This is a genomic window from Pseudomonas protegens (assembly GCF_003363755.1).
In the GTDB taxonomy this organism is placed as follows: Bacteria; Pseudomonadota; Gammaproteobacteria; order Pseudomonadales; family Pseudomonadaceae; genus Aquipseudomonas; species Aquipseudomonas danubii.
In genome coordinates, this window is sequence record NZ_CP031396.1 from 2,822,501 (window position 1) to 2,847,125 (window position 24,625).

The 24,625-nt window shown below is 60.3% G+C and carries 26 protein-coding genes; 9 read left to right on the forward strand and 17 right to left on the reverse strand.

Annotated elements, in window-relative coordinates; genetic code table 11:
* Positions 1-47: 47 nt before the first annotated feature.
* Positions 48-1,247: a tyrosine--tRNA ligase gene (tyrS, locus tag DWF74_RS12635; protein ID WP_102861892.1), complete on the reverse strand. Its 1,200-nt coding sequence runs from the start codon at positions 1,245-1,247 to the stop codon at positions 48-50.
* Between the two features lie 209 nt (positions 1,248-1,456).
* Between tyrS and DWF74_RS12645 the strand changes: the two genes are divergently transcribed.
* Together DWF74_RS12645 and DWF74_RS12650 are read left to right on the forward strand one after the other, a co-directional pair.
* The gene (locus tag DWF74_RS12645; RefSeq protein WP_102861893.1) at positions 1,457-2,878 is read left to right on the forward strand and encodes a peptidoglycan DD-metalloendopeptidase family protein; all 1,422 of its coding nucleotides are present in this window, start codon (positions 1,457-1,459) and stop codon (positions 2,876-2,878) included.
* 3 nt (positions 2,879-2,881) lie between these two features.
* Entirely contained in the window at positions 2,882-3,973 is a 1,092-nt protein-coding gene (locus DWF74_RS12650) for an anhydro-N-acetylmuramic acid kinase (RefSeq protein WP_115581050.1), read from the forward strand.
* Between the two features lie 71 nt (positions 3,974-4,044).
* Here the strand turns inward: DWF74_RS12650 and erpA are convergent, their stop codons facing one another.
* Together erpA and argC are read right to left on the reverse strand one after the other, a co-directional pair.
* Entirely contained in the window at positions 4,045-4,395 is a 351-nt protein-coding gene (gene erpA / locus DWF74_RS12655; protein ID WP_011063789.1) for an iron-sulfur cluster insertion protein ErpA, read from the reverse strand.
* Between the two features lie 169 nt (positions 4,396-4,564).
* The gene (argC, locus tag DWF74_RS12660; protein WP_102881023.1) at positions 4,565-5,599 is read right to left on the reverse strand and encodes an N-acetyl-gamma-glutamyl-phosphate reductase; all 1,035 of its coding nucleotides are present in this window, start codon (positions 5,597-5,599) and stop codon (positions 4,565-4,567) included.
* 135 nt (positions 5,600-5,734) lie between these two features.
* On the opposite strand from argC, the gene hemJ reads away from it, so the two are divergent.
* From hemJ to coq7, 6 genes are all read left to right on the forward strand, one after another.
* The gene (gene hemJ / locus DWF74_RS12665) at positions 5,735-6,166 is read left to right on the forward strand and encodes a protoporphyrinogen oxidase HemJ (protein ID WP_115581051.1); all 432 of its coding nucleotides are present in this window, start codon (positions 5,735-5,737) and stop codon (positions 6,164-6,166) included.
* A 33-nt stretch (positions 6,167-6,199) separates the two neighbouring features.
* Positions 6,200-7,168 carry an NAD(P)H-dependent flavin oxidoreductase gene (locus DWF74_RS12670; protein WP_115581052.1) on the forward strand — a complete coding sequence of 323 codons (969 nt, stop codon included), beginning with the start codon at positions 6,200-6,202 and terminating at the stop codon, positions 7,166-7,168.
* Positions 7,169-7,263: 95 nt separating this feature from the next.
* Positions 7,264-8,178 (forward strand): DUF805 domain-containing protein, encoded by a 915-nt coding sequence (locus DWF74_RS12675; RefSeq protein WP_115581053.1) that lies wholly within the window; start codon positions 7,264-7,266, stop codon positions 8,176-8,178.
* 61 nt (positions 8,179-8,239) lie between these two features.
* Positions 8,240-9,028 (forward strand): SDR family NAD(P)-dependent oxidoreductase, encoded by a 789-nt coding sequence (locus DWF74_RS12680; protein ID WP_115581054.1) that lies wholly within the window; start codon positions 8,240-8,242, stop codon positions 9,026-9,028.
* Between the two features lie 70 nt (positions 9,029-9,098).
* Entirely contained in the window at positions 9,099-9,437 is a 339-nt protein-coding gene (locus tag DWF74_RS12685; RefSeq protein WP_011063795.1) for a histidine triad nucleotide-binding protein, read from the forward strand.
* A 127-nt stretch (positions 9,438-9,564) separates the two neighbouring features.
* Entirely contained in the window at positions 9,565-10,212 is a 648-nt protein-coding gene (gene coq7 / locus DWF74_RS12690; RefSeq protein ID WP_011063796.1) for a 2-polyprenyl-3-methyl-6-methoxy-1,4-benzoquinone monooxygenase, read from the forward strand.
* Between the two features lie 75 nt (positions 10,213-10,287).
* Here coq7 and DWF74_RS12695 read toward each other — a convergent pair whose 3' ends face one another.
* The gene (locus DWF74_RS12695; protein WP_020295492.1) at positions 10,288-10,710 is read right to left on the reverse strand and encodes an OsmC family protein; all 423 of its coding nucleotides are present in this window, start codon (positions 10,708-10,710) and stop codon (positions 10,288-10,290) included.
* Positions 10,711-10,943: 233 nt separating this feature from the next.
* Between DWF74_RS12695 and crp the strand changes: the two genes are divergently transcribed.
* Positions 10,944-11,588 (forward strand): cAMP-activated global transcriptional regulator CRP, encoded by a 645-nt coding sequence (gene crp, locus DWF74_RS12700; RefSeq protein WP_102861900.1) that lies wholly within the window; start codon positions 10,944-10,946, stop codon positions 11,586-11,588.
* On the opposite strand, the gene DWF74_RS12705 is transcribed toward crp, so the two are convergent.
* The 13 genes from DWF74_RS12705 to DWF74_RS12765 form a co-directional block, all read right to left on the reverse strand.
* Complete coding sequence (locus DWF74_RS12705; protein ID WP_110594498.1) at positions 11,585-12,286, reverse strand: lipoate--protein ligase family protein; 702 nt, start codon at positions 12,284-12,286, stop codon at positions 11,585-11,587. The two genes, crp and DWF74_RS12705, sit on opposite strands and share 4 nt — an antisense overlap.
* Positions 12,287-12,353: 67 nt before the next feature.
* Positions 12,354-13,190: an indole-3-glycerol phosphate synthase TrpC gene (gene trpC, locus DWF74_RS12710; RefSeq protein ID WP_102861902.1), complete on the reverse strand. Its 837-nt coding sequence runs from the start codon at positions 13,188-13,190 to the stop codon at positions 12,354-12,356.
* A complete protein-coding gene (gene trpD / locus DWF74_RS12715) occupies positions 13,187-14,236 on the reverse strand; it encodes an anthranilate phosphoribosyltransferase (RefSeq protein ID WP_115581055.1) in 1,050 nt (349 codons plus the stop codon). The genes trpC and trpD overlap by 4 nt, the downstream gene beginning before the upstream one ends.
* A 9-nt stretch (positions 14,237-14,245) precedes the next feature.
* Positions 14,246-14,839 carry an aminodeoxychorismate/anthranilate synthase component II gene (locus tag DWF74_RS12720; protein WP_102881031.1) on the reverse strand — a complete coding sequence of 198 codons (594 nt, stop codon included), beginning with the start codon at positions 14,837-14,839 and terminating at the stop codon, positions 14,246-14,248.
* Between the two features lie 12 nt (positions 14,840-14,851).
* Complete coding sequence (gene trpE, locus DWF74_RS12725) at positions 14,852-16,339, reverse strand: anthranilate synthase component I (protein WP_115581056.1); 1,488 nt, start codon at positions 16,337-16,339, stop codon at positions 14,852-14,854.
* Between the two features lie 71 nt (positions 16,340-16,410).
* Positions 16,411-17,229: a phosphoglycolate phosphatase gene (locus DWF74_RS12730; protein WP_102861906.1), complete on the reverse strand. Its 819-nt coding sequence runs from the start codon at positions 17,227-17,229 to the stop codon at positions 16,411-16,413.
* Entirely contained in the window at positions 17,226-17,900 is a 675-nt protein-coding gene (rpe, locus tag DWF74_RS12735; RefSeq protein WP_115581057.1) for a ribulose-phosphate 3-epimerase, read from the reverse strand. The genes DWF74_RS12730 and rpe overlap by 4 nt, the downstream gene beginning before the upstream one ends.
* 80 nt (positions 17,901-17,980) lie before the next feature.
* Positions 17,981-19,129: an iron-containing alcohol dehydrogenase gene (locus tag DWF74_RS12740; RefSeq protein ID WP_115581058.1), complete on the reverse strand. Its 1,149-nt coding sequence runs from the start codon at positions 19,127-19,129 to the stop codon at positions 17,981-17,983.
* A gap of 141 nt (positions 19,130-19,270) precedes the next feature.
* Positions 19,271-20,095, reverse strand: coding sequence for an ABC transporter permease (locus tag DWF74_RS12745; protein WP_102861909.1), 825 nt, complete (start codon positions 20,093-20,095; stop codon positions 19,271-19,273).
* Between the two features lie 13 nt (positions 20,096-20,108).
* The gene (locus DWF74_RS12750) at positions 20,109-21,356 is read right to left on the reverse strand and encodes an ABC transporter permease (protein ID WP_102861910.1); all 1,248 of its coding nucleotides are present in this window, start codon (positions 21,354-21,356) and stop codon (positions 20,109-20,111) included.
* Positions 21,357-21,499: 143 nt separating this feature from the next.
* Positions 21,500-22,561: an ABC transporter substrate-binding protein gene (locus tag DWF74_RS12755; RefSeq protein ID WP_102861911.1), complete on the reverse strand. Its 1,062-nt coding sequence runs from the start codon at positions 22,559-22,561 to the stop codon at positions 21,500-21,502.
* A gap of 42 nt (positions 22,562-22,603) precedes the next feature.
* On the reverse strand, positions 22,604-23,728 hold the full coding sequence (locus tag DWF74_RS12760) for an ABC transporter ATP-binding protein (protein ID WP_102861912.1): 1,125 nt from the start codon (positions 23,726-23,728) through the stop codon (positions 22,604-22,606).
* A gap of 261 nt (positions 23,729-23,989) precedes the next feature.
* On the reverse strand, positions 23,990-24,619 hold the full coding sequence (locus DWF74_RS12765) for a response regulator (protein ID WP_102861913.1): 630 nt from the start codon (positions 24,617-24,619) through the stop codon (positions 23,990-23,992).
* Positions 24,620-24,625 lie beyond the last annotated feature (6 nt).

A 24,625-nucleotide genomic window follows, 5' to 3' on the forward strand; every position in this document is an offset into this window, starting at 1 on the left:
GCGAATTATAGAGAGATATAATTCGCCGTCAACACCTATTTTCGATTTTATTCAGATTTAAGCGTAATACGTGCAAATGCCTTCTTGCCGGCCTGACACACGTAGGTCGAACCCACCGCACATATAAAGGAACGATCAACAACCTCCCCCCCTACCCGCACACCACCCGAACCTAGAAGATCCCGTGCCACTGCCGCGTTCTTCACAAGCCCAGCCTTATTAAGGACAGCTGCAATCGGCATATCCTCAGCAGCGACCAACTCAACTTCCGGCAGATCCTCCGGCAGCTCGCCATCCTTCATACGGTTGCCCGCGCCACGATGGGCATTTGCGGCCGCCTCGTCACCATGGAAGCGCGCAACGATCTCCTCTGCCAGCTTGATCTTGATATCACGCGGGTTGGCGCCCGCTTCAACATCAGCCTTGAATGCATTGATCTCATCCATCGAGCGAAAGCTAAGCAGCTCGAAGTAACGCCACATCAGCGCATCAGGAATAGAGACCAGCTTGCCATACATAACCCCTGGAGCTTCCTGAATGCCTACATAGTTACCCAAGGACTTGGACATCTTCTTAACGCCATCCAACCCCTCAAGCAGAGGCATAGTCAAAATGCACTGAGCCTCTTGACCATAACCACGCTGCAGCTCACGACCCATCAACAGATTGAACTTCTGATCGGTACCACCCAACTCGACATCAGCGCGCAGAGCGACCGAGTCATAGCCCTGCACCAGCGGATACAAGAACTCGTGAATGGCAATCGGCTGATTGGTCGAATAGCGCTTGTCGAAGTCATCCCGCTCAAGCATGCGCGCAACGGTGTACTGGGAAGTCAGACGGATGAAGTCCGCCGGCCCCATCTTGTCCATCCAAGTAGAGTTGAATGCGACTTCAGTCTTAGCAGGATCAAGAATCTTGAAAACCTGACTCTTGTAGGTCTCTGCATTATCAAGAACCTGCTCGCGAGTCAGCGGCGGACGAGTAGCGCTTTTGCCACTCGGATCACCGATCATCCCGGTGAAGTCGCCAATCAGGAAGATTACCTGGTGACCAAGATCCTGGAACTGACGCAGCTTATTAATAAGCACGGTGTGGCCGAGATGCAGATCCGGAGCCGTCGGATCGAAGCCAGCCTTAATACGCAGCGGCTCGCCGCGCTTGAGCTTCTCGATCAACTCGGACTCGACCAACAACTCTTCCGCACCACGTTTGATCAGCGCTAGCTGCTCTTCAACCGACTTCATAACAGACCCGCAAGGCTCAGATTCAAAAGGGAACCAACCATACAAGATCACGGACTAATTACAAGTTTTGCCCGGCGTACGGGGGCATTCACGCAGCAGAGCGTCCGCGAGCTTGCGTCACAGATGATTTGGTTATATTTTATACAGTTATTTCATCTTCATCATGTCATTCATCTTTTCCATTTCATCTTTTCAAAGTCAAATTACCTATGACCACCGAACCGTCTAAAGCGCCACCGCTTTATCCGAAGAGCCACCTGCTCGCCGCAAGTGGCATCGCAGCCCTTCTAAGCCTGGCACTACTGGTATTCCCTTCCAGTGATGTAGAAGCCAAAAAAACGACACTAAGCCTTGACCTGGAAAGTCCGGTCGAGCAACTGACACAAGATCAAGACGCCGCCTCCGTCGAACAAGCCACAAGCGAAAGCGTCGCCTCTCCTTTCGCACAGATCGACAACGCCGCCGAAGCCACACCGGAGACTGCTGAAGCTGCACCAACAACCGCTGTCACGGAAGAGCAAAAAGCCCCAGGCCATAGAGAAGTGATAGTGGCCAAGGGCGATACCTTGTCCACACTCTTCGAGAAGGTTGGCCTGCCAGCTACATCTGTTCACGAAGTCCTGGCAAGCGACAAGCAAGCAAAGCAGTTTTCCCAGCTAAAACACGGCCAAAAGCTTGAGTTCGAACTGACTCAAGACGGCCAACTGAGCAACCTGCACACTAAAGTCAGTGATCTGGAAACCGTCACTCTGACCAAGGGCCCCAAAGGCTTTACCTTCAACCGAGTGATCACTAAACCAGTAGTCCGCTCGGCTTATGTACATGGCGTCATCAATAGTTCGCTTTCACAGTCCGCGGCACGTGCCGGCCTGTCTCATAGCCTGACCATGGATATGGCCAACATTTTCGGCTACGACATCGACTTCGCGCAGGATATTCGCCAGGGTGACGAGTTTGACGTCATCTACGAACAGAAAGTAGCCAACGGCAAAGTGGTCGGTACCGGCAATATCCTTTCTGCACGCTTCACCAATCGCGGCAAGACCTACACCGCCGTGCGCTACACCAACAAACAGGGTTCCAGCAGCTATTACACCGCCGACGGCAATAGCATGCGCAAAGCGTTCATCCGTACGCCAGTGGACTTTGCCCGTATCAGCTCGCGCTTCTCCATGGGTCGTAAACACCCGATTCTGAACAAGATCCGCGCTCACAAGGGCGTCGACTACGCCGCCCCACGAGGCACGCCGATCAAGGCTGCCGGTGACGGAAAGGTTCTGCTGGCGGGCCGCCGCGGTGGTTACGGCAACACCGTGATCATTCAGCACGGCAACACCTACAGGACCCTGTATGGCCACATGCAAGGCTTTGCCAAGGGCGTCAAGACCGGCGGCTCCGTGAAACAGGGTCAGGTCATTGGGTATATCGGCACCACAGGCCTGTCTACCGGCCCTCACTTGCACTACGAGTTCCAGGTCAACGGCGTCCACGTAGACCCTCTGGGCCAGAAACTGCCGATGGCTGACCCTATTGCCAAGGCCGAGCGAGCTCGCTTCCTGCAACAGAGCCAGCCTCTTATGGCTCGGATGGACCAGGAAAAGGCCACCATGCTGGCCTCGAGCAAGCGCTGAGCCATGGCGCTCTACATAGGAGTAATGTCCGGAACCAGCCTCGACGGCCTGGACATTGCCCTGATCGAGCAGAGCCCGGCGATCAGATTGATCGCTACCCACTACATCCCCATGCCAGAGACCCTGCGCGCCGAACTCCTGAGTTTGTGCGCCAGCGGCCCTGACGAGATCGCCCGTTCCGCCATGGCCCAGCAACACTGGGTCAAGCTGGCTGCCCAGGGCATCCACAGCCTTCTGCAGCAACAACAACTCCAGCCTCAAGACATTCGCGCCATAGGCAGCCACGGGCAGACCGTGCGCCATGAGCCAAGCCGCGGATTTACCGTGCAGATCGGCAACCCCGCATTGCTCACAGAACTCACCGGTATCACCGTTATCAGCGACTTCCGCAGTCGCGACGTGGCTGCCGGCGGCCAAGGCGCCCCTCTGGTCCCCGCCTTCCACGAAGCCCTGTTCGAGCAGCGCTCCGGAAAGCGTGCCGTTCTGAACGTCGGTGGCTTCAGCAACCTGAGCCTGATCGAAACCGCCAAACCGGTCGCCGGCTTTGATTGCGGCCCCGGCAACGTGCTGCTCGATGCATGGATACAGACTCAACGGGCTGAAACCTTCGACCGCAACGGCCAATGGGCGGCCAGCGGCCAGCTTGACCAGGCCCTTCTGAAGACCCTGCTCAGCGATCCCTTCTTCGCCACTCAAGGACCCAAGAGCACGGGGCGCGAGGTATTCAACCTCCAGTGGCTGAATCAGCATCTGGCCCAGCATCCCGCCATCCCCGCAGAAAATGTACAGGCCACCCTGCTGGAACTGACAGCGCTGACCATCGTCGACTCGCTGCAGGCCGCACAAGTCGGCACCCAGGAGCTTTTGGTTTGTGGCGGCGGTGCCCATAACGGCACATTGATGCGGCGCCTCAGCACGCTACTGCCCGGGACACAGGTCAACAGTACCGCCATTTATGGCGTGGACCCCGACTGGGTAGAAGCCATGGCCTTCGCCTGGCTGGCCCATTGCTGCCTGGAAGGCATCGCCGCCAACCGGCCCAGCGTCACAGGCGCCCGCGGCCTGCGTGTACTGGGCGCTATCTACCCGGCTTGAACGCCAGATAGCAAAACGCCGCAGAGTCGTTAGACACTGCGGCGTTTTGCTATCCGGTTTTTGCCGACTGATCAGATCGAGAACGAGGACCCGCAACCACAAGTAGTGGTGGCATTGGGGTTCTTGATCACGAACCGCGAACCTTCCAGACCTTCCTGGTAGTCCACTTCAGCACCGGCCAGGTATTGGAAACTCATCGGGTCGACCACCAGGCTTACGCCTTCGCGCTCGACGATGGTGTCGTCCTCGGCCACTTCCTCATCGAAAGTGAAACCGTACTGGAACCCCGAACAACCGCCGCCCGTAACGAATACGCGCAGCTTCAAGCGATCATTACCCTCTTCGTCGACCAGGGTCTTCACCTTGTGCGCTGCACCTTGAGTGAATTGCAAAGCCGTGGGGGTGAAGGATTCAACGCTCATGCTGACTATCTCCCGGCGTTAAGCCGCCATACTGCGTAATGACGCGCATTATCCGCTTCTCCCAGAAAAGCGGTCAACTATTGTTACGGTATATCAATAGTCATCCAGTTGCCCGCAGAACGCAGAAAGGCCCGTCAAACGGGCCTTTCTGTTCACCTCTAAACCGACCTTAAGGCAGCATGCCAGCGTGGGACAGCCCCAGGCGCTCGTCCAAGCCGAACAGAATGTTGAGGTTTTGCACCGCCTGGCCGGAAGCCCCCTTGACCAGATTGTCGATGACCGACAGCACCACCACCAGATCACCATCCTGTGGCCGGTGCACGGCAATCCGACATACGTTGGCACCACGCACACTGCGAGTCTCAGGATGACTGCCCGCCGGCATCACATCAACGAAAGGCTCGTTGGCATAACGCTTCTCAAACAGCGCTTGCAGATCAACCGAGCGGTCCACCACGGTCGCGTAGAGCGTCGAGTGAATGCCGCGAATCATTGGCGTCAGATGCGGCACAAAGGTCAGGCCGACGTCCTTGCCTGCCGCCCGACGCAGCCCCTGGCGTATTTCCGGCAAGTGACGATGCCCTTTGACTGCATAGGCCTTCATGCTCTCGGAGGTTTCCGAGTACAGCGAACCAACGCTGGCACCACGGCCTGCTCCACTGACACCGGACTTGCAGTCAGCGATCAACTGCGTAGTGTCGGCAAGACCGGCCTCCAGCAATGGCAGGAAGCCCAGCTGGGTGGCCGTTGGATAGCACCCGGGAACGGCAATCAGACGAGCCTTCTTTATTTGCTCACGGTTGACTTCCGGTAGTCCGTAGACCGCCTCATCCAGCAGTTCAGGTGCGCCGTGGGGCTGGCCGTACCATTTGGCCCACTCATCGGCATCCTGCAGACGGAAGTCCGCCGACAAATCGATGACCTTGGTCCCAGCCGCCAGCAACTCGCCGGCCAGTGCATGGGCTACACCGTGGGGCGTTGCGAAGAACACCACATCACAGGCACCCAGCGTCTTGATATCCGGCACACTGAAAGCCAGGCCGTCATAGTGACCGCGCAGGTTCGGGTACATGTCGGCTACGGCCAGGCCCGCCTCGGATCGCGAAGTGATGACTTCCACTCGCGCCTGCGGATGCTGTGCCAACAGACGCAGCAGTTCGACACCGGTGTAACCCGTGCCGCCGACAATACCGACCTTGACCATAAACCTGCCCTCAACGAACCCACTGGAAAGCTGCCGATAATAGGGGTGGCGCGCCCCTGCGACAACCGTCAAGGTGACGTGCGGCCGCTCTACCCTCTACTATCTTCGCCACCGTGAACCTGGGAATAACTAAAAATGCTTTATCTATGGCTCAAAGCCTTTCACATCGTCAGTGTGGTCTGCTGGTTTGCCGGCCTTTTCTACCTGCCGCGCCTGTTCGTCTATCACGCTCAAAGCGAAGACAGCATCAGCCGTGAGCGCTTCTGCCTCATGGAGCGCAAGCTGTATCGCTTCATCATGGGGCCGGCAATGATCGCCGCGCTGATCTTTGGCATCTGGTTGATCAGCCTCAATCCCAGCGCCTACTTCGGCCAGGGTGGCTGGATGCACGCCAAACTGACCCTGGTGGTGATCCTGATCGGGTACCACCACATGTGCGGCGCTCAAGTGAAACGTTTTGCCCGTGGCGAAAACACCCGCAGCCATGTCTTTTATCGCTGGTTCAATGAAGTACCGGTCCTGATATTGCTGGCTATTGTAATTTTGGTCATTGTACGGCCGTTCTAACTCTTACTAGTCGCTTCCACTGGGGGTACTCCAATGTCACTGCCCGCTCTGCTCGAACAACGCCTGCGCCTGCCTCTGGTGGCGGCGCCAATGTTCCTGATCTCCAACCCTGAACTGGTTCTGGCCTGCTGTCGCAATGGCGTGGTAGGCAGCTTCCCTGCCCTCAACCAGCGTGAAAGCAGTGGCTTCAAGGCCTGGCTAGAGGAGATCGAAGCAGGGTTGGCCAAATTGGAGAACCCTGCCCCCTACGCAGTGAACCTGATCGTGCACAACAGCAACCCGCGTCTACAGGCGGATTTACAGATCTGCATCGAACACCAGGTGCCGATCGTCATCACCAGCCTGGGCGCGCTCAAGGAAGTGGTAGACGCCGTACACAGCTATGGCGGGCTGGTATTCCATGACGTGACCACCCGCCGGCATGCGGAGAAAGCTGCAGAGGCCGGAGTCGACGGACTGATCGCTGTAGCGGCAGGGGCTGGCGGACATGCCGGAACCTGGAGCCCGTTCTCCCTTATTGCCGAGATTCGCCAGTTCTTCGACAAGACCCTGTTGCTGGCCGGCTGCCTGAACCGCGGTCACGAGATTCTCGCCGCACAGCTGCTTGGCGCCGACCTGGCCTATCTGGGCACCCGTTTTATCGGCACCACCGAAAGCCATGCACCGGACGCCTATAAAGAGATGCTGCTCAACTCTCGCGCTGCGGATATCGTGCACACTGCCGCCGTCTCCGGGGTCCCTGCCAGCTTCATGCGCCAGAGCCTGGAAAACGCTGGTTTCGACCTGGCAGCCCTGCAAGGTAAAGGCGAAGTCAATTTCGGCTCCAAGCTCAAACCCATCAGCGACGAAGCCAAGGCCTGGAAAACCGTGTGGTCTGCCGGCCAGGGCGTCGGTGAGATCAACGACCTGCCCAGCGTCGATCAACTGATTGCCCGCCTGGACAGCGAGTATCAGGCCGCTCAGGAACGCTCGGCGCAACTCATTAAACGCTGGCCACGCTAACCAGTTCTCATTGTTTTTTGGCCAGCCGGGGGGCACTGGCCTTAAACTGCCGGCCTTTTATGTAAGCCTTCTTTTCAAGCGACAGGGATGCCCCCATGAGTGAGACCCGCTACAAGATTGTTTTCGACGGCACATTGCTGCCCGGCGTGGAAAAATCCACCGCCCAACTGAACCTGGCCGAACTGTTCAAAAGCGACGTCGCTGCCGTGGAACGCCTGTTCAGTGGCCAACAGGTGGAACTCAAGCGCGACCTGACTCAGGCCGATGCCCAGCGCTACCTGGAAGCGTTGAAGAACACCGGGATCGATGCCCGCATCGAATCCGAGCCCTCGTTGCAGTTGAACCTCGATGCAGTAACCCCCACGCCCACGGCCGCCAGCATCAGCGCGTCGCCCTATGCGCCCCCGCAAGCGGCGGTGGGCGATGCCCTCCCCCAATACGCCACACTCAATGTCTTCAGTTTCGAAGGCCGCATCGGTCGCCTGCGCTATCTGGCCTGGACCCTGGTCCTGACGGTGGCCATGCTGGCAGTGATCGGTGTGGGTGCCTTCTTCGGCATCCTGTCCGCCGCAATGTTCAACTCCACACTGCTCACTGTCCTTGGAATTACTGGTGGGGCAGTGGTCTTCATCGGCTTCATCGTCGTCAGCATCCAGATCAGCGTGCAGCGCCTGCACGACCTCGGCTGGTCGGGCTGGCTGTGGCTGCTGAACTTCGTCCCTATCGTCGGCAGCGTGTTCCCGCTGGTGCTGATGGTCAGCCCGGGCAGCAACGTGGCCAACCGCTACGGCGCGCCACCTCCACCCAACACCACCGCCGTCAAGGTCCTGTCCTGGATGTGGGTAGTCTTGATCGCCGTCCTGATCGTGGGTGTGGTGGCCGGCGGCCTGAGCTCCCTGGAAGACAGCTACAGCGAAACCAGCTACAGCGAAACCATCGATTCCAGCAGCGCCGATGAAGATGCTGAACCAGCGGACATCGCCGCCCCTGTAGAATCCGAGCAAGAATAAACGCGCCCCAGCCTGCGACCCTTCCTGTCGCAGGCCGCTGGCCGTTGCGATGGAGAAATGCATGACCCGTTACGCTCTGATCACTGGTGCTTCCAGCGGCATAGGCCTGGCCCTTGCCGAAGCACTGGCCCGGCGTGGCCGCAACCTGATTCTCGTGGCCCGCCAGCGTGATCAGCTGGAATGCATCGCCCTGGAGCTGACCCAACGCTTCGGCGTCGAAGTATTGTTCCGGGCCTGCGATCTGGGAGAGCCTCTGCGACTGTCCGGCTTCCTGCTGGAACTGGAGGAAGGCGACCGCCAGATCGATCTGCTGGTCAACTGCGCCGGGATCGGTACCAGCGGCCCTTTCCTGGCCCAGGACTGGATGACCGAACAAGACCTGATCGAGGTCAACATCCTCGCGCTGACCCGCCTTTGCCACGCCTTGGGCAACAGCATGGCCCTGCTGGGTGGAGGACAGATACTCAACGTCGCCTCGGTAGCGGCCTTCTATCCCGGCCCCTGGATGAGTACCTACTACGCCAGCAAGGCCTATGTTCTGCACTTTTCCGAAGGGCTGCGCGAAGAGCTGAAAAAATGCGCGGTCAAGGTCTCGGTGCTGTGCCCTGGCCCCACCCGCACCGCATTCTTCCGCACCGCCCAGATGGACACCCAGAAACTCAAGGACAGCAAGTTGCTCATGAGCCCCGAAGAAGTCGCGTTGTACGCAGTCCGGGCCCTGGAAAAGAACCGTGCCATCATCATCCCCGGCCGCTTGAACCGCTGGATGGCCTTCAGCAGCCGCCTGGGCTCTCGCTGGCTGACCCGCAAGATCGTCGGTTACTTCAATCGGGCCTATTGCCCACGTTAGATGTTCGGACTGGGCGCACATTGTGAGCCTGAGTACACTCACCCCGGACCAACCCAATGGAGAAACAGCTGTGGATACTCTGTTCACCAAGATCATCAACAGAGAAATACCCGCGAAGATCATCTACGAGGACGACCAGGTTCTGGCCTTCCACGATATTGCTCCGCAAGCACCGGTGCACTTCCTGGTCATACCGAAGAAGCCCATTCGCACCCTCAACGACCTCACCGAGGACGACAAAACCCTGGCCGGACACATCCTGTTCACCGCCCAGCGCCTGGCCAAGGAGCAAGGTTGCGAGGACGGCTTCCGGGTGGTGATGAACTGCAATGAGCTGGGCGGTCAGACCGTCTACCACATTCATATGCACGTACTGGGTCAGCGTCAGATGAACTGGCCTCCGGGCTGATTGCCCTGCTAACACTCATGTGCCGCGCCCTCTCGCCCACTCCCAGGCGAGGGTGCGCTGATCCAGCGCAGTTTTCACCCTGTCGATTGGAGTAAACTGGCCGCCGTGATTCTTCCCGGAGATAAGCATGACTACCCAACGTCACTACTCGCCGATTGACCGTCTGCTGCTGCAAGCCGACATGGCAATGCGTACGCTGCTGCCTTTCAGCGGCCAACCTTATCGCCCGTCACCGGCCATAGTGCAGCCGGAAGCGCAGATGAGTGACGAGGATACCCGGCACGTCGCCGGCCTGATGCGTATCAATCACACCGGGGAAGTCTGCGCCCAGGCGCTCTACCAGGGCCAGGCCCTGACCGCCAAACTGCCTCAGGTACGCCAGGCCATGGAGCATGCCGCCGAAGAGGAAATCGACCACCTGGCCTGGTGCGAACAGCGCATCCGCCAACTGGGCAGCCACCCGAGCGTTCTCAACCCGTTGTTCTATGGCCTGTCATTCGGCATCGGCGCCGCCGCCGGCCTGATCAGCGACAAAGTCAGCCTGGGGTTCGTCGCCGCCACCGAAGACCAGGTCTGCAAGCACCTGAACGAACACCTGGAACAACTACCGGCAGAAGACGAAAAGTCCCGGGCCATCCTGGAGCAGATGCGCATCGACGAAGAGCACCACGCAGAAACCGCTCTCGAAGCGGGCGGCTTCCGCTTCCCGGCACCGGTGAAGTTCGGCATGAGCCTGTTGGCCAAGGTCATGACCAAGAGCACCTATCGGATCTGATCCCGGCCAGTACCGAACACAAAAAAGGGCGCTCTTGAGGCGCCCTTTTCCTTTGCCGACGAACTGCGTCCCGGCTCAACCCAACTCGACGATTTCGTAATCGTGGGTAATGGCCACGCCAGCAGCCCCGAGCATGATCGAAGCCGAGCAATACTTCTCGGCAGACAGTTCGATGGCCCGCTTGACCTGAGCCTCCTTCAGCCCACGCCCCTTGACCACGAAATGCATGTGAATCTTGGTGAAGACCTTCGGGTCCTCGGTTGCACGCTCGGCTTCAAGAAAGGCCTCACAGCTTTCAACCGCCTGGCGCGACTTCTTCAGGATGCTGACCACGTCGAAATTGCTGCAACCGCCCACACCGAGCAGGAGCATCTCCATGGGGCGAACACCCAGGTTGCGTCCACCGGCTTCTGGCGGACCGTCCATCACCACAACGTGGCCACTGCCCGACTCACCGAGGAACATGGCTTCGCCAGCCCATTGGATGCGTGCCTTCATCGCCAAGACTCCACTGTAAAAAAAGGGTCGCCAGCTTAGCACAGGGTTTTGCCCGGGCTGCGCTTTGCATGTTCACAGCAGATTACCGATCTTCACCAAGAAAAATCTTAAATCCGTCAAGGATGTGTCTGTTAAGCTGACGCCAAATGACTGGCGCTTAGCCAGCGTTCAACGTCCTCGTTTTACGCCCATAAAAATCACCTCATACCGTGCAGTCTTCTCGGGATACAACCATGGTTGCTATTGCCCCCACCCCCAGGATCAAAAATCTCGACAAGTTGCTGATGCACTGTCAACGCCGCCGGTATCAGGCCAAGAGCAACATCATCTGCGCCGGTGATGTGTCCGACAGCCTGTATTTCATCATCAAGGGCTCGGTGACCATCCTCATCGAGGACGACGATGGCCGGGAGATGATCATCGCCTACCTCAACGCCGGGGATTTCTTCGGTGAACTGGGGCTTTTCGAAGAGGCCGGGCACGAACAGCAGCGCAGCGCCTGGGTACGGGCCAAAGTGGAATGCGAAGTCGCCGAGATCAGCTACATCAAGTTTCGCGAGTTGTCGCAGAACGACCCGGACATTCTCTACGTCCTCAGCGGGCAGATTGCCCAGCGCCTGCGCAATACCACGCGCAAGGTCGGCGACCTGGCGTTCTTCGACGTGACCGGACGGGTTGCCCGCTGCCTGCTGGAGCTGTGCAAGCAACCGGATGCCATGACCCACCCTGACGGCATGCAGATCAAGATCACCCGTCAGGAGATCGGCCGGATAGTCGGCTGCTCCCGAGAAATGGTCGGCCGCGTCCTCAAGGATCTTGAGGAACGCAACCTGGTTCACGTCAAAGGCAAGACCATGGTGGTGTTCGGCACCCGCTAACCCGGCAGAAAGCTCTTGAGCATCTGCCGGTACAGGCTGTCCAGCCGGGCCACGGCATTCTCTGCGGTAAATGCCTCATGCAGGGCGATGTGGCTTTCAGCCCGGCAACGCTGCTCCAGGCCGCAAGCCTGATTGAAGGTATTGACCGCCCCCACCATGGAGTCGCGCTCGTTATCCAACAGCAGGGCACCGTGTACCAGCCCCACCGGGCGCTGTCCGCCTTTGCTCTGACGCCAGCGCTGGGCTGTACCGACCATCTTGCGCCCCTCCAGATTGACGTTGAAACGTCCATCGCAAAAGGCGCCGTCCACCTCCCCCAACGACGGATTGCCTCCCAGCTCACTGAGCAGATCGCAAATCGGCTGGCACAGACGCCGATAGGCCGTTTCGATCCGCCCCTGATCCCCCTCGCTGCGCGGTGGCGCATAAACCAGCGCAATATTCACCGTGGCTGCCGATTGCGGCACCGGCTCACCGCCGGTTTCCCGCAGCAGCACCGGCCAGCCGTTGGCCGCCGACGCCTGGCAGGCCTGCTCGAACCCCGGCAGGCGACTCAAGCGCCGAGGCATCACCAGCGCCCGATCGCTGGGCTGCCAGAACAGCAGCCCAAACTCCTGCTCGCCAGCACACACCAGCGCCAGCAGATCCTGCTCGGCCTGCAGGCCAGCTTCGACAGTCAAGGCAAGGGGTTGGGTCATGACAGTGGAAATCCTTTGCAATAGATACGAAAAAGCCGGCATCGCCGGCTTATTCATTGTTTCAGGTTCAGTCCAGGGTCGAACCGCTGACCGGCACGCCACGCTCGGGGAAGAACAAGCGTTGCAACTCGCTGCCCGGGCTCTCGGCGCGCATGAATGCCTCGCCCACCAGGAACGAATAGACATCACTGATTTCCATCAGCTCGACATCGGCACGGTTGAGAATGCCGCTCTCGGTAATCACCAGGCGATCGCGAGGAATCCGCGGCAGCAGGTCGAGAGTGGTTTCCAGGTCGACTTCGAAGGTATGCAGATTGCGGTTGTTGATCCCGACCAACGGTGTGTCGAGGGTCTTCAGCGCCCGCTCCAACTCGTCGCCGTCGTGCACTTCCACCAGCACATCCAGACCGACGCCCTTGGCCACCGTGGCCAACTCGGCCATCCGCTGGTCGTCCAGCGCAGCGACAATCAGCAGCACACAGTCGGCACCGAGGGCACGGGCTTCGACGATCTGGTAGGGATCGATCATGAAATCCTTGCGGATCACCGGCAGTTTGCAGGCCGCGCGGGCCTGCTGCAGGTAGGCATCGGCCCCCTGGAAGTAATCGACGTCAGTCAACACCGACAGGCAAGTGGCACCGCCCTTCTCGTAGCTCTTGGCGATCTCTGCCGGCACGAAATTCTCGCGGATCACGCCTTTGCTCGGCGAAGCTTTCTTGATCTCGGCAATCACCGCCGGCTGCTTGAGCTTGACCTGCTCCTGCAGCGCCCTGGCGAAACCCCGCGGCGCATCGGCGGCCCGCGCCAGGCTCTCCAGCTCGGCCAGACTGACGCGAGCGCTGCGCTCGGCAACTTCCTCAACCTTGCGGGCGAGGATTTTTTCCAGAACTGTCGGCACACTCATCCTTCATTCTCCTGCTTGAACACCGCGGTAAAGGCGCCCAGCTCCTCGAGCTTTTCCCGGGCCAAGCCGGTGTGCAAGGCATCGTGCGCCAGGGCCACGCCCTCTCTCAAGCTGCTGGCATGATCCGCGGCATACAGCGCCGCACCGGCATTGAGCACAATCATCTCGGCGGCCTTCTGGCCGTGCTCGGTCTTGCGTCGTCCCAGGGCATCGCGGATCAGCTCAAGGGACGCCGCCGGGCTCTCCACCACCAAGCCAAACAGACTCTGGCTCTTCATGCCCAAGTCCTCGGGCTGCACCCAGTACTCGCTGATCTGGTCATTCTTCAGCTCGGCAACATAGGTCGGCGCCGCCAGGCTGAACTCGTCCAGGCCATCCTGGGAATGCACCACCAGCACATGTTTGCTGCCCAGACGTTGCAAAACCTCGGCCAATGGCCGGCACAAGGCCTGAGTGAATACTCCCACCACCTGATGTTTCACGCCGGCCGGATTCGTAAGCGGGCCAAGCATGTTGAACAGGGTGCGCAGGCCGAGGTCTCGGCGCGGGCCGGCGGCATATTTCATGGCGCCGTGATGAGACTGGGCAAACATGAAGCCGATGCCGACGTTGTCGATGCAGCGCGCGACCTGGACTGGCGTCAGGTTCAGGTAGATTCCGGCCGCCTCCAACAGATCGGCGCTGCCGCTCTTGCCGGATACCGCACGGTTACCATGCTTGGCAACAGTGCAGCCGGCGGCGGCAACAACAAAGGAAGACGCTGTGGAAACGTTGAAAATGTTCGCACCGTCACCGCCGGTGCCGACCACATCCACCACACCGTCGAGGGTTTTCAGTTCGACCGTGTCAGCCAGTTCACGCATCACCGATACCGCGCCGACGATCTCGTCGATGCTTTCGCTTTTCATGCGCATGGCCATCATGAAGGCGCCAATCTGCGCATCGGTGCATTGGCCGGTCATGATCTCGCGCATGACATCGCGCATCTCATCGGTGCTCAGGTCCAGATGGCCGACAATACGGCTCAGGGCAGTCTTGATATCCATGAAAAGTCCTTAGCGCGTGCCGCCGCTCTGTTTGAGGAAGTTGGCGAACAGCTCGTGGCCCTGCTCGGTGAGGATAGACTCGGGATGAAATTGCACCCCTTCGATATTCAGCGTCTTGTGGCGCAGCCCCATGATTTCGTCGACGCTGCCGTCTTCCAACTGGGTCCAAGCCGTGACTTCGAGGCACTCGGGCAGGCTCTCATGCTTGACCACCAGCGAGTGGTAACGGGTCACGGTCAGCGGCATGTTCAAACCGTTGAACACCCCCAGGTCACGGTGAAACACCGGGCTGGTCTTGCCGTGCATCACTTGCCGGGCTCGCACCACTTGGCCGCCAAAAGCCTGGCCGATGGACTGGTGGCCCAGGCACACGCCCAGAATCGGCAGCTTGCCGGCGAAATGCTTGATCGCCTCGATGGAGACACCGGCCTCGGTCGGCGTGCAAGGGCCAGGCGAGACCACGATACGCTCGGGCTTGAGGGCTTCGATTTCAGCCACGGTCAGCTCGTCATTGCGTACCACTTTCACTTCGGCACCCAACTCGCCCAGATACTGGACGACGTTGTAGGTGAAGGAGTCGTAGTTATCGATCATCAGCAACATTATGGAAACTCCTCAAACCTTGGATGCGGGGGTTTGTTCTGCCAGCGCCACGGCACGGAACATTGCGCGACGCTTGTTCAGCGTCTCTTCCCACTCCAGGGTCGGCACTGAGTCGGCGACAATCCCGCCACCGGCCTGTACATGCAGCTCACCGTTCTTGATCACCGCCGTGCGAATGGCAATGGCGGTATCCATGTTGCCGTTCCAGGCGAAGTAACCCACGGCACCGCCGTAGACCCCACGCTTGACCGGCTCCAGCTCGTCGATGATTTCCATGGCGCGAATCTTCGGCGCCCCGGACAACGTCCCCGCCGGCAGGATCGCCCGCAGGGCGTCCATCGCCGTCAGCCCGGCTTTCAGTTGACCGGTGACGTTGGAGACGATGTGCATCACATTGGAATAACGCTCGATCACCATCTTCTCGGTGAGCTTCACCGAGCCAATTTCGGATACGCGACCGGTGTCGTTGCGCCCCAGATCGATCAGCATCAGGTGCTCGGCGATTTCCTTGGCATCCGACAGCAGGTCCTGTTCCAGGGCCAGGTCGGCTTCCTCGGTAGCGCCCCGCGGACGGGTGCCGGCAATCGGCCGCACGGTAATCAGGTTGTCCTCGACCCGTACCAGCACTTCCGGCGAACTGCCCACTACATGAAAGTCGCCGAAGTTGAAGAAGTACATATAGGGCGTCGGGTTGAAGCAGCGCAGCGCCCGGTACAGATCGATGGGCGCAGCCTTGAAGTCAATCGACATGCGCTGGGACGGCACCACCTGCATGCAGTCACCGGCCAGGATGTACTCCTTGATGGTGTCCACGGCTCGCTCGTAGTCCGCCTGGGTGAAGCTGGAGCGGAATACCGGATCGGCCGCCTGCTGCTTGCTGAAATCCAGCCCGGGACGCGGCGTGATCGGCTGGCGCAGTTGCGCAAGCAACTCCTGCAAGCGCGCTTGACCGGCCTCGAAGGCGTTGTCCTTGCTGGGGTCGGCCAGCACGATGGCGTGCATCTTGCCCGCCAGGTTGTCGAACACCACCACCGCATCGGAGACCATCAGCAGGATATCCGGCACGCCGATCGGGTCTGGATTCGGGCACTGGCCCAGGCGCGGCTCGACATAACGCACGCAGTCATAACCGAAATACCCCACCAGGCCACCGTTGAAGCGCGGCAGGCCGGCGATGGTCGGCACGTTGTAACGGGCTTTGAATTCCTCGACGAAAGCCAGCGGATCAGCCACTTCATGGCTCTCGATCTCGACACCGTCATGGCTCACGCTGACCTGGTGCCCATGCACGCGCAATACGGTGCGGCACGGCAAGCCGATGATCGAATAGCGCCCCCACTTTTCACCGCCCTGCACCGACTCCAGCAAGTAGGAGTTGGGCTGATCGGCCAGTTTCAGGTAGATCGACAGCGGCGTGTCGAAGTCGGCAAGGGTTTCGCAGGCCAGCGGGATACGGTTGTAACCGGCTGCGGCCAAACGCAGGAATTCTTCGCGAATCATGGGGTGCCTCGTGGCTTGAGGATCTAACAGTCAGGTATGCAAACGTGCCGGCAGGGCCGGCCAGACAAAAATCAGGCGCGCCAACGCCAACGGGCCAAGGCCTTGATGACTTTCATCCAGAGTTTGCGAGTGACCACCACGATGGAATTTCCAGAAGGGGATGGAACAGCGTCGGGCAACGTTATCTCAGCGGCTGGTTCTAAGCAACCGGGGATCAGCGCCCGCAAGTTGTCGATCACCAGCGCCGGCGACTCCTCGGCAATCGGCCGGCCGTGGTTATAGCCGTAGCTCAGCGCCACGCACTTGACCCCCGCCGCCTTGGCCGCCAGCACATCGCTGCGCGAGTCGCCGACGAACAGCGACTGCGACGCCGGTACACTGGCCATCTTCATCACGAAGAACAGTGCCGCCGGGTCGGGTTTTTTTTGCGGCAGGGTGTCGCCGCCGATGATCCAGCGGAAATACCGGCCGATCTTCATCTGATCCAGCAATGGCGCGACGAAACGCTCGGGCTTGTTGGTGATCAGGGCCATTTCCACGCCCTGCTTGTGCAGCCACTTGAGGGTTTCGCGCACACCGGGATAGACCACAGTCAGCTCGTGGCTGTCCTCGTACGCGCTGTTGAACAACTCAAGAGCGTGCTCCGCCTCGACATCGTCGACACCCTGGGCATCCAGGCTGTTGGCCAGGGCCCGGCGCACCAGCATCGGCGCACCGTTGCCGACCCACTCGCGCACCGCCTCGATACCCGCGGGCTTGCGCCCCAGCTTGAGCAGCATTTGATCCACGGCGGCCGCGAGGTCCGGCACCGAATCGACCAGGGTGCCATCCAGGTCGAACATCACCAGTCGCGGCAAACGCCCCGAGAACAGCTGCTCAAATGCGCTCATGGCCGAGCCAGCGCCAGTTCGGCGCGCATCTTCTCAATGACTTCCTGATAGTTCGGCGCATTGAAGATGGCCGAACCGGCAACAAAGGTGTCAGCGCCTGCGGCGGCGATCTCACGGATGTTGCCGACGTTCACCCCACCGTCGATCTCCAGGCGGATATCGCGACCGGAAGCGTCGATCAGGGCCCGTGCCTCGCGCAGCTTGTCGAGGGTCCCAGGAATGAACTTCTGCCCGCCAAAGCCCGGGTTGACGCTCATCAGCAGGACCATGTCGACCTTGTCCATCACATACTTGAGCACGTCCAGCGGGGTCGCCGGATTGAACACCAGGCCGGCCTTGCAGCCGCCCTCGCGGATCATTTGCAGGGAACGGTCCACATGCAGCGTGGCTTCGGGGTGAAAGGTGATGTAGGACGCGCCTGCCTCGATGAAGTCACCGATGATGCGATCCACCGGGGTCACCATCAGGTGCGCATCGATCGGCGCGGTGATCCCATACTTGCGCAGTGCAGAACAGACCATCGGGCCGATGGTCAGGTTCGGCACATAGTGGTTGTCCATGACATCGAAGTGGACGATGTCGGCACCAGCGGCCAGGACATTGTCCACTTCCTCACCCAGACGGGCGAAGTCGGCAGAGAGAATCGACGGAGCAATAGCGAAGGGCTGCATGACGCACCTTTTTTGAGCAGAATCACGATGGCGCGCATTGTATACCTCATGCTTTGGAGCGCACACCGTAACCGCGATCTTCAGTAAGCCGCGCGATAGATCTTCTCGATATCGGCAGGACTCAGTTTGCACGGATTATTGCGCATCAGGCGCTCAATACCCGCGGCCTCCAACGCCATGGCGGGGATGGCCTCCTCCGGCACGCCAAAGCTGCGCAAGCCGCTGGGGATTTCCACCGCAGCGCACAACGCAGTCATTGCCTCCACGGCCCGATCAGCGGCCTCGCTGGCACTCAAATGCGCCGTCTGGACCCCCATGGCTTCGGCGATATCCTGCATACGCTCAACGCAGGCCATCTTGTTCCAGGTCATGACATAGGGCAGCAGCAAGGCATTGCCGACGCCATGGGACACATGAAAACGTCCACCCAGCGGATAGGCCAGGGCATGCACCGCCCCGACCCCGGCATTACCGAAGGCCATGCCGGCCATCAGGCTGGCGGTGGCCATGTCCTCCCTGGCTTGCAGGTTGGCCGGATTGGCATAAGCCTTGGGCAACGCCTTGACGATCAGTTTGATCGCACCAATGGCCAGGGAGTCGGTGATGGATGAGGCGTTGAGGGACAGGTAGGACTCGACAGCGTGAACCAGGGCATCGACACCACTGGCGGCCGTGACGCTGCGGGGACAGGTCAAGGTCATCTGTGGACTGACCAGGGCCACATCCGGCAGCAGGTAATCACTGACAATGCCTTTCTTCAACAGCGCCGCCTTGTCCGACAGGATGGCCACGTTGGTCACTTCCGAGCCAGTGCCGGCCGTGGTGGGAATGGCGATCAACGGTGGTCCTTTGCGCGGGACCTGATCAACGCCGAACAGATCCTCCAGGGCGCCATGGTAGCCCGCATAAGCCGCGACACTCTTGGCGATATCGATGGCGCTACCGCCCCCAAGGCCGATCAGGCCGTCATGCCCGCCCTCGCGGTAGACCTGCATGCAGTCTTCGACAATGGCGATCTCCGGGTCCGGCTGCACCCGGTCGAAAATCTCATAACTGCGCTCACCCAGGTGTGCCAGCGCCAGTTCCACCGTGCCCGACTTGAGCAACGCAGCATCGGTGACAATCAGCGGGTTATCCACATCCAGTCGGGTCAGCTCGGCGGCCAGCTGTTCGATGGCGGTGCTGCCGGTGAGCAGTTTGTGGGCGATCTTGAAAGAGGAAATACTCATGTGCGCAGCCTCTTATATAAAGGTAGGAGCCGGCACAAGCGTAGTCGCGGATTGTCGATTGTCGCCTATTCAGCAGACGAATTCCCTTCTCTCCCTGACCGGTGCCGCGCCTGGCAACACCCGTCAGGAAGGCCAAGGACCTCACACCTGGGCGGTGCGCAACTTCTCACTGCGCCCACGCAGCCATTCCAGAGTCAGCAGCAGAATCACCGAGAAGGCGATCAGCAGCGTGGCGGCGGCGGCGATGGTCGGGCTGAGGTTTTCGCGGATACCGCTGAACATCTGCCGTGGCAACGTCGCTTGCTCGGGGCCGGCCAGGAACAGGGTCACCACCACTTCGTCGAACGAAGTGGCGAAGGCGAACAGCGCACCACTGATGACCCCAGGCGCGATCAGGGGCAAGGTCACCCGGCGAAAGGTGGTCAATGGCGAGGCGCCGAGGCTGGCTGCAGCCCGCACCAGGTTGTGGTTGAAGCCTTGCAGGGTCGCCGACACGGTGATGATCACGAAGGGCACCCCCAGCACCGCATGCACGACGATCAGCGAGAAGAAACTGTTGCCCATGCCCAGCGGGGCAAAGAACAGATAGCTGGCAACGCCGATGATCACCACCGGCACCACCATCGGCGAAATCACCAGGGCCATCACCAGCGCCTTGCCGGGGAAGTCGCCACGGGTCAGGCCGATCGCCGCCAGGGTGCCGAAGACCATCGCCAGCAAGGTGGCGGCCGGGGCGACAATGATGCTGTTCTTCAGGGCTCGCATCCATTCGGCGGAAGCGAAGAAGTCCTGGTACCAGTGCAGCGAGAAGCCCTGCAGCGGATACACCAGAAAGCTCCCGGAGTTGAACGACAGCGGGATGATCACCAGCACCGGCAATACCAGGAACAACAGGATCAAGCCGCAGAGAATCCGCAAGCTGTAGAACCAGACCCGTTCAACGGGCGACATGTAGGGGCTCAGCATTTCGATTCTCTCCTTAGCTCAGGCGCAGGCGACTGGCGCCCACCAGCCAGCTGTAAATCAGATAGAGCACGATGGTCGCCAGCAACAACAGGCCGCCCAGGGCCGTAGCCATGCCCCAGTTGATACTGGTGTTGGTGTAGAAGGCGACGAAGTAGCTGACCATCTGGTCGTTCGGGCTGCCCAGCAGCGCCGGAGTGATGTAGTAGCCGATGGCCAGGATGAACACCAGCAGACAGCCGGCGCCGACCCCGGCGTAGGTCTGCGGCAAATACACCCGCCAGAAGCTGGCGAATGGATGGCAGCCCAGGGAAATCGCTGCACGCATGTAAGTGGGCGAGATGCCCTTCATCACGCTGTAGATCGGCAGGATCATGAACGGCAGCAGGATATGCACCATGGAGATGTAGACCCCGGTGCGGTTGAACACCAACTCCAGCGGCTTATCGATCACCCCCATGGCCAGCAGCGCACTGTTGATCAAGCCGCCGGACTGCAGCAGCACGATCCACGCCGCTACCCGCACCAGGATCGACGTCCAGAACGGCAGCAGCACCAGGATCATCAGCAGATTGCTTTTGCGCGCCGGCAGGTTGGCCAGCAGGTAAGCCAGGGGATAGGCCAGCGCCAGGCAGATCGCGGTGATCACCAGGCCCATCCAGAAGGTCCGGGCGAAGATGTCCAGGTAGATGGACTGATCCGGGGTGGCCGGGGCCAGTTCTCCCAGGTCATCGATGCGATGGTCCACCGCCGCCAGCAGATAATAGGGCGTCAGGCTGCTGGTGTTGCGCCGGATCGCCTGCCAGTAGGCCGGGTCGCCCCAACGCTCGTCCAGACTCTCCATGGCTTCTTTATAGGATTCGGGCTCGGCCTTGAACGGCAAGGCACGGGCGGTCTTGGTCAACAGGCTGCGATAGCCGGCCAACTCCATGTTCAGGCGCTTGGACAGATCGCCCAAGGTTTGATTCTTGCGGGCTTCGAACAGGTCTTCGCTCAAGGCCTTGTAGGCCGCTTCGGCGGGCAGGCCACGACCATCCCAGGCACTCACGGCCGCGACAGTGCGCGGCATGCCCCCGACCACTTCCGGGTTGCCGACGCTCTTGTACAGCAGCGCCACAATCGGTACCAGGAACACCAGCAGCAGAAACAGCACCAGAGGCGCGATCAAGGCCTGTGCCTTCCAGCGGTTGACCCGCTCGGCACGGGCCAGCCGCTGCTTCAAGGTCGGGCCGGTGACCGCGTTCAAGGGAACGGTGATGGTCATGACAAACTCCGCGAATCGAACTTTCGAATACAAACCACCGGGGTAGGAGCGGGCTTGCCCGCGAACAAGGCGCATCAGGCGACACCGGTGGTGGTGCCGATCACGCCCTCGCGAGCAAGCTCGCTCCTACAACAGCGGGGTGGTTACTTGGCTGCCCAGGCGTTGAAGCGCTGCTCCAGTTGCTCACCGTTGTCAGCCCAGAAGCTGACGTCGATCTGCACCTGGTTGGCGATGTTTTCCGGGGTAGTGGGCATGTCCTTGAGAATGTCCTTGGCCAGCAGCGGCACGGCCTGGATGTTGGCTGGGCCGTAAGCAATGTTTTCCGAATAGGTTTTCTGCTGCTGCGGCTGTACCGAGTAGGCGATGAACTTCTTCGCGGCTTCAGCGCGATCCTTGTCCAGGCCTTTGGGAATGGCCCAGGCATCGAAGTCGTAGATGCCGCCGTTCCACACCACTTTCAGGTTGCTTTCCTTTTGCACTGCGGCGATCCGGCCGTTGTAGGCCGAGCTCATGACCACGTCGCCGGAAGCCAAGTACTGCGGCGGCTGGGCGCCGGCTTCCCACCACTGAATGTAGGGCTTGAGCTCATCGAGTTTCTTGAAGGCGCGATCCTGGCCGTCCTTGCCAGCCAGGACTTTATAGACATCCTTGGGCGCGACGCCGTCGGCCATCAGGGCGAACTCCAGGGTGTACTTGGCGCCCTTGCGCAGACCGCGCTTGCCCGGGAACTGCTTGGTGTCCCAGAAGTCGGCCCAACTGGCGGGGGCTGCTTTCAGCTTGTCGGCGTTGTAGGCCAGCACCGTGGACCAGACGAAGAAGCCCACGCCGCAAGGCTGGATGGCACCCTTGACGTAGTCTTCGCTCTTGCCGAACAGGGCCGGGTCCAGCTGTTCGAACATATCCTCGTCGCAACCGCGGGACAGTTCAGGAGACTCGACCTCTACCAGGTCCCAGGACACGCTCTTGGTATCGACCATGGCCTTGATCTTGGCCATCTCGCCGTTGTACTCGCCAGCAACGATCTTGCCATGGCCTGCGGCTTCCCAAGGCGCGTAGAAGGCTTTGACCTGAGCCGCCTTGTTCGCCCCACCAAAGGACACCACGGTCAGGTCGGGACCCGCCGCCATGGCGTGTGCCGCACCCAGCATGCCCAGTGCCACAGCGATAGCGCTGAGGGGGGCGGTGAATTTCAGGGATCTCAACATTATTGTGTTCTCCACGTGCAGGTTGGTGTTGCAGGGGGGCGATCAATTCGCCTCTAGAAGCGGGTCAAGCGCGCGAACGTGCTCGACTTGCCAGCCAAGCGGCACCACGTCGCCCACCGCCAGCGCAGGATCGAGCTCGGCAATCGGTTGTTTCACGAAGAAGTCGCTCTTGCCGCAGACTTCCAGGCGCACCCGGACGTGGTCGCCCAGATAGATGAATTCCGCTACCCTCCCGGAGAAGCGGTTGACGCAGCGTTCGCTGGAGCCGTTAAGGCTCACGCGCTCCGGACGGATGGAAAGGGTCACCGGGCCGCCGACCTGGCCGACGTTCACCGCCAGCGCCTCGACTTTTTCGCCACGCCCCAGCTCCACCACGCAACGCTCGCCGGTATGGCTGTGGAGCCGACCGTTGAGACGGTTGTTCTCGCCAATGAAGTTGGCGACGAAGGTGTTCTTGGGCTCTTCGTAAAGAGTGCGCGGCGGGGCAATCTGCTGGATTTCGCCCTGATGGAACACCGCCACCCGATCGGACATGGTCAGGGCCTCGCCCTGGTCGTGAGTCACGTAGACCACGGTCACACCCAGGCGCTGGTGCAGATGCTTGATTTCCATCTGCATGTGCTCACGCAGTTGCTTGTCCAGAGCACCGAGGGGTTCGTCCATCAGCACCAACTGCGGCTCGAACACCAGGGCACGGGCCAGGGCCACACGCTGCTGCTGGCCACCGGACAATTGCGCCGGATAACGCTGGGCGAAGGCATCGAGCTGAACCATGCTCAGCACCCGTTTGACCCGCTCACTGATGTCGGTCTTGCTGAGGCCGCGCACCGACAGCGGAAAGCCCAGGTTCTCGGCCACGGTCATGTGCGGAAACAAGGCGTAGTTCTGGAACACCATGCCGATGTCGCGCTTGTGCGGCGGTACATTGTTGATGGAGCGCCCGGCCAGCTGGATCTCGCCGGCGGTTGGGGTCTCGAAACCGGCCAGCATCATCAGGCTGGTGGTCTTGCCGGACCCGGACGGCCCCAGCAGGGTGAGGAACTCGCCTTTGCGAATATCCAGGTTGAGGTCTTTGACGATCAGGTTTTCACCGTCGTAGCTTTTCTGCACACCACGAAAGCTGACCAGAACATCGTTGGCCCCAGCGCTTGAATCAACCTCGCTCATACCCACACCTTTTGTTTTAGACGGCTGTGGAACAAGCCTAGTGGAGGCCGCAGGCCGCGCAAATCGGGGCGCAGGAGAGATTCGCCTCAGCCGCCTGGAAGGTTGCGTGTAGGGATTGCCCTACAAGGATGGCGGGATTGGATAAGGGCAGAGGCCAGCGGCAAGCTACAAGCAGCAAGAAACGGCAGAAGGCCGAAAGCGGGGATGTCGTAAATGGATAAGTGCCCTCCCCGGGAGGTGGAGAGAGCACTGCAGATGACGTCAGAGCAGCTTGTGCTCCATGGCGTATTTCACCAGTTCCGCCAGGGAGGTGATATTGAGCTTCTGCATCAGCCGCGCCTTGTGGGTGCTGATGGTCTTGCTGCTCAGGGCCAGTTGCTGAGCAATATCATTGACGTTGGCACCCTGTGCCAGGCGTTCGAAGACCGAGAACTCACGCTCGGAAAGCAGCGAATGCAAGGGCCGGGCATCGGTCAGGCCGACCTCGAAGACCATACGGTCCGCCAGGTCCGGGTCGATGTAACGCCCACCGGACGCCACCTTGCGGATTGCCGTCAGCAACAGTGAAGGATCGCTGTCCTTGGTGGCGTAGCCAGCAGCGCCGATCTTCAGCGCACGCGCCGCCATCTGCGCCTCGTCATGCATCGACAGCACCAGGATCGCCGGGGGATTGTTCAGGGCCCGAATCCGTGGAATGGCTTCCAGGCCGTTTACCCCGGGCATGGAGATATCCAGCAGCACCACTTCACAGGGCACCTGGCGCAGGGTTTCCAACAGCTGTTCACCGTTGCTCGCCTCGCCCACCACCAGCAGGTCCTTGGCCAGACCGATCAGCTGCTTGATGCCTTCGCGGACAATGGTGTGGTCTTCGGCTACCAGTACACGGATCACGCGCGT

Excerpts from the sequence above, each read along its gene's own strand:
- DWF74_RS12645 (WP_102861893.1), top strand. The coding sequence starts at position 1,457 with ATGACCACCGAACCGTCTAAAGCGCCACCGCTTTATCCGAAGAGCCAC.
- DWF74_RS12675 (WP_115581053.1), top strand. The coding sequence starts at position 7,264 with ATGAGTGAGACCCGCTACAAGATTGTTTTCGACGGCACATTGCTGCCC.
- coq7 (WP_011063796.1), top strand. The coding sequence starts at position 9,565 with ATGACTACCCAACGTCACTACTCGCCGATTGACCGTCTGCTGCTGCAA.
- DWF74_RS12670 (WP_115581052.1), top strand. The coding sequence starts at position 6,200 with ATGTCACTGCCCGCTCTGCTCGAACAACGCCTGCGCCTGCCTCTGGTG.
- DWF74_RS12705 (WP_110594498.1), bottom strand. The coding sequence starts at position 12,286 with ATGACCCAACCCCTTGCCTTGACTGTCGAAGCTGGCCTGCAGGCCGAG.
- DWF74_RS12680 (WP_115581054.1), top strand. The coding sequence starts at position 8,240 with ATGACCCGTTACGCTCTGATCACTGGTGCTTCCAGCGGCATAGGCCTG.
- DWF74_RS12695 (WP_020295492.1), bottom strand. The coding sequence starts at position 10,710 with ATGAAGGCACGCATCCAATGGGCTGGCGAAGCCATGTTCCTCGGTGAG.
- trpE (WP_115581056.1), bottom strand. The coding sequence starts at position 16,339 with ATGATTCGCGAAGAATTCCTGCGTTTGGCCGCAGCCGGTTACAACCGT.
- DWF74_RS12740 (WP_115581058.1), bottom strand. The coding sequence starts at position 19,129 with ATGAGTATTTCCTCTTTCAAGATCGCCCACAAACTGCTCACCGGCAGC.
- DWF74_RS12760 (WP_102861912.1), bottom strand. The coding sequence starts at position 23,728 with ATGAGCGAGGTTGATTCAAGCGCTGGGGCCAACGATGTTCTGGTCAGC.
- hemJ (WP_115581051.1), top strand. The coding sequence starts at position 5,735 with ATGCTTTATCTATGGCTCAAAGCCTTTCACATCGTCAGTGTGGTCTGC.
- tyrS (WP_102861892.1), bottom strand. The coding sequence starts at position 1,247 with ATGAAGTCGGTTGAAGAGCAGCTAGCGCTGATCAAACGTGGTGCGGAA.
- DWF74_RS12650 (WP_115581050.1), top strand. The coding sequence starts at position 2,882 with ATGGCGCTCTACATAGGAGTAATGTCCGGAACCAGCCTCGACGGCCTG.
- erpA (WP_011063789.1), bottom strand. The coding sequence starts at position 4,395 with ATGAGCGTTGAATCCTTCACCCCCACGGCTTTGCAATTCACTCAAGGT.
- DWF74_RS12755 (WP_102861911.1), bottom strand. The coding sequence starts at position 22,561 with ATGTTGAGATCCCTGAAATTCACCGCCCCCCTCAGCGCTATCGCTGTG.
- trpC (WP_102861902.1), bottom strand. The coding sequence starts at position 13,190 with ATGAGTGTGCCGACAGTTCTGGAAAAAATCCTCGCCCGCAAGGTTGAG.
- rpe (WP_115581057.1), bottom strand. The coding sequence starts at position 17,900 with ATGCAGCCCTTCGCTATTGCTCCGTCGATTCTCTCTGCCGACTTCGCC.
- crp (WP_102861900.1), top strand. The coding sequence starts at position 10,944 with ATGGTTGCTATTGCCCCCACCCCCAGGATCAAAAATCTCGACAAGTTG.
- DWF74_RS12720 (WP_102881031.1), bottom strand. The coding sequence starts at position 14,839 with ATGTTGCTGATGATCGATAACTACGACTCCTTCACCTACAACGTCGTC.
- DWF74_RS12750 (WP_102861910.1), bottom strand. The coding sequence starts at position 21,356 with ATGACCATCACCGTTCCCTTGAACGCGGTCACCGGCCCGACCTTGAAG.
- DWF74_RS12745 (WP_102861909.1), bottom strand. The coding sequence starts at position 20,095 with ATGCTGAGCCCCTACATGTCGCCCGTTGAACGGGTCTGGTTCTACAGC.
- argC (WP_102881023.1), bottom strand. The coding sequence starts at position 5,599 with ATGGTCAAGGTCGGTATTGTCGGCGGCACGGGTTACACCGGTGTCGAA.
- DWF74_RS12730 (WP_102861906.1), bottom strand. The coding sequence starts at position 17,229 with ATGAGCGCATTTGAGCAGCTGTTCTCGGGGCGTTTGCCGCGACTGGTG.
- trpD (WP_115581055.1), bottom strand. The coding sequence starts at position 14,236 with ATGGATATCAAGACTGCCCTGAGCCGTATTGTCGGCCATCTGGACCTG.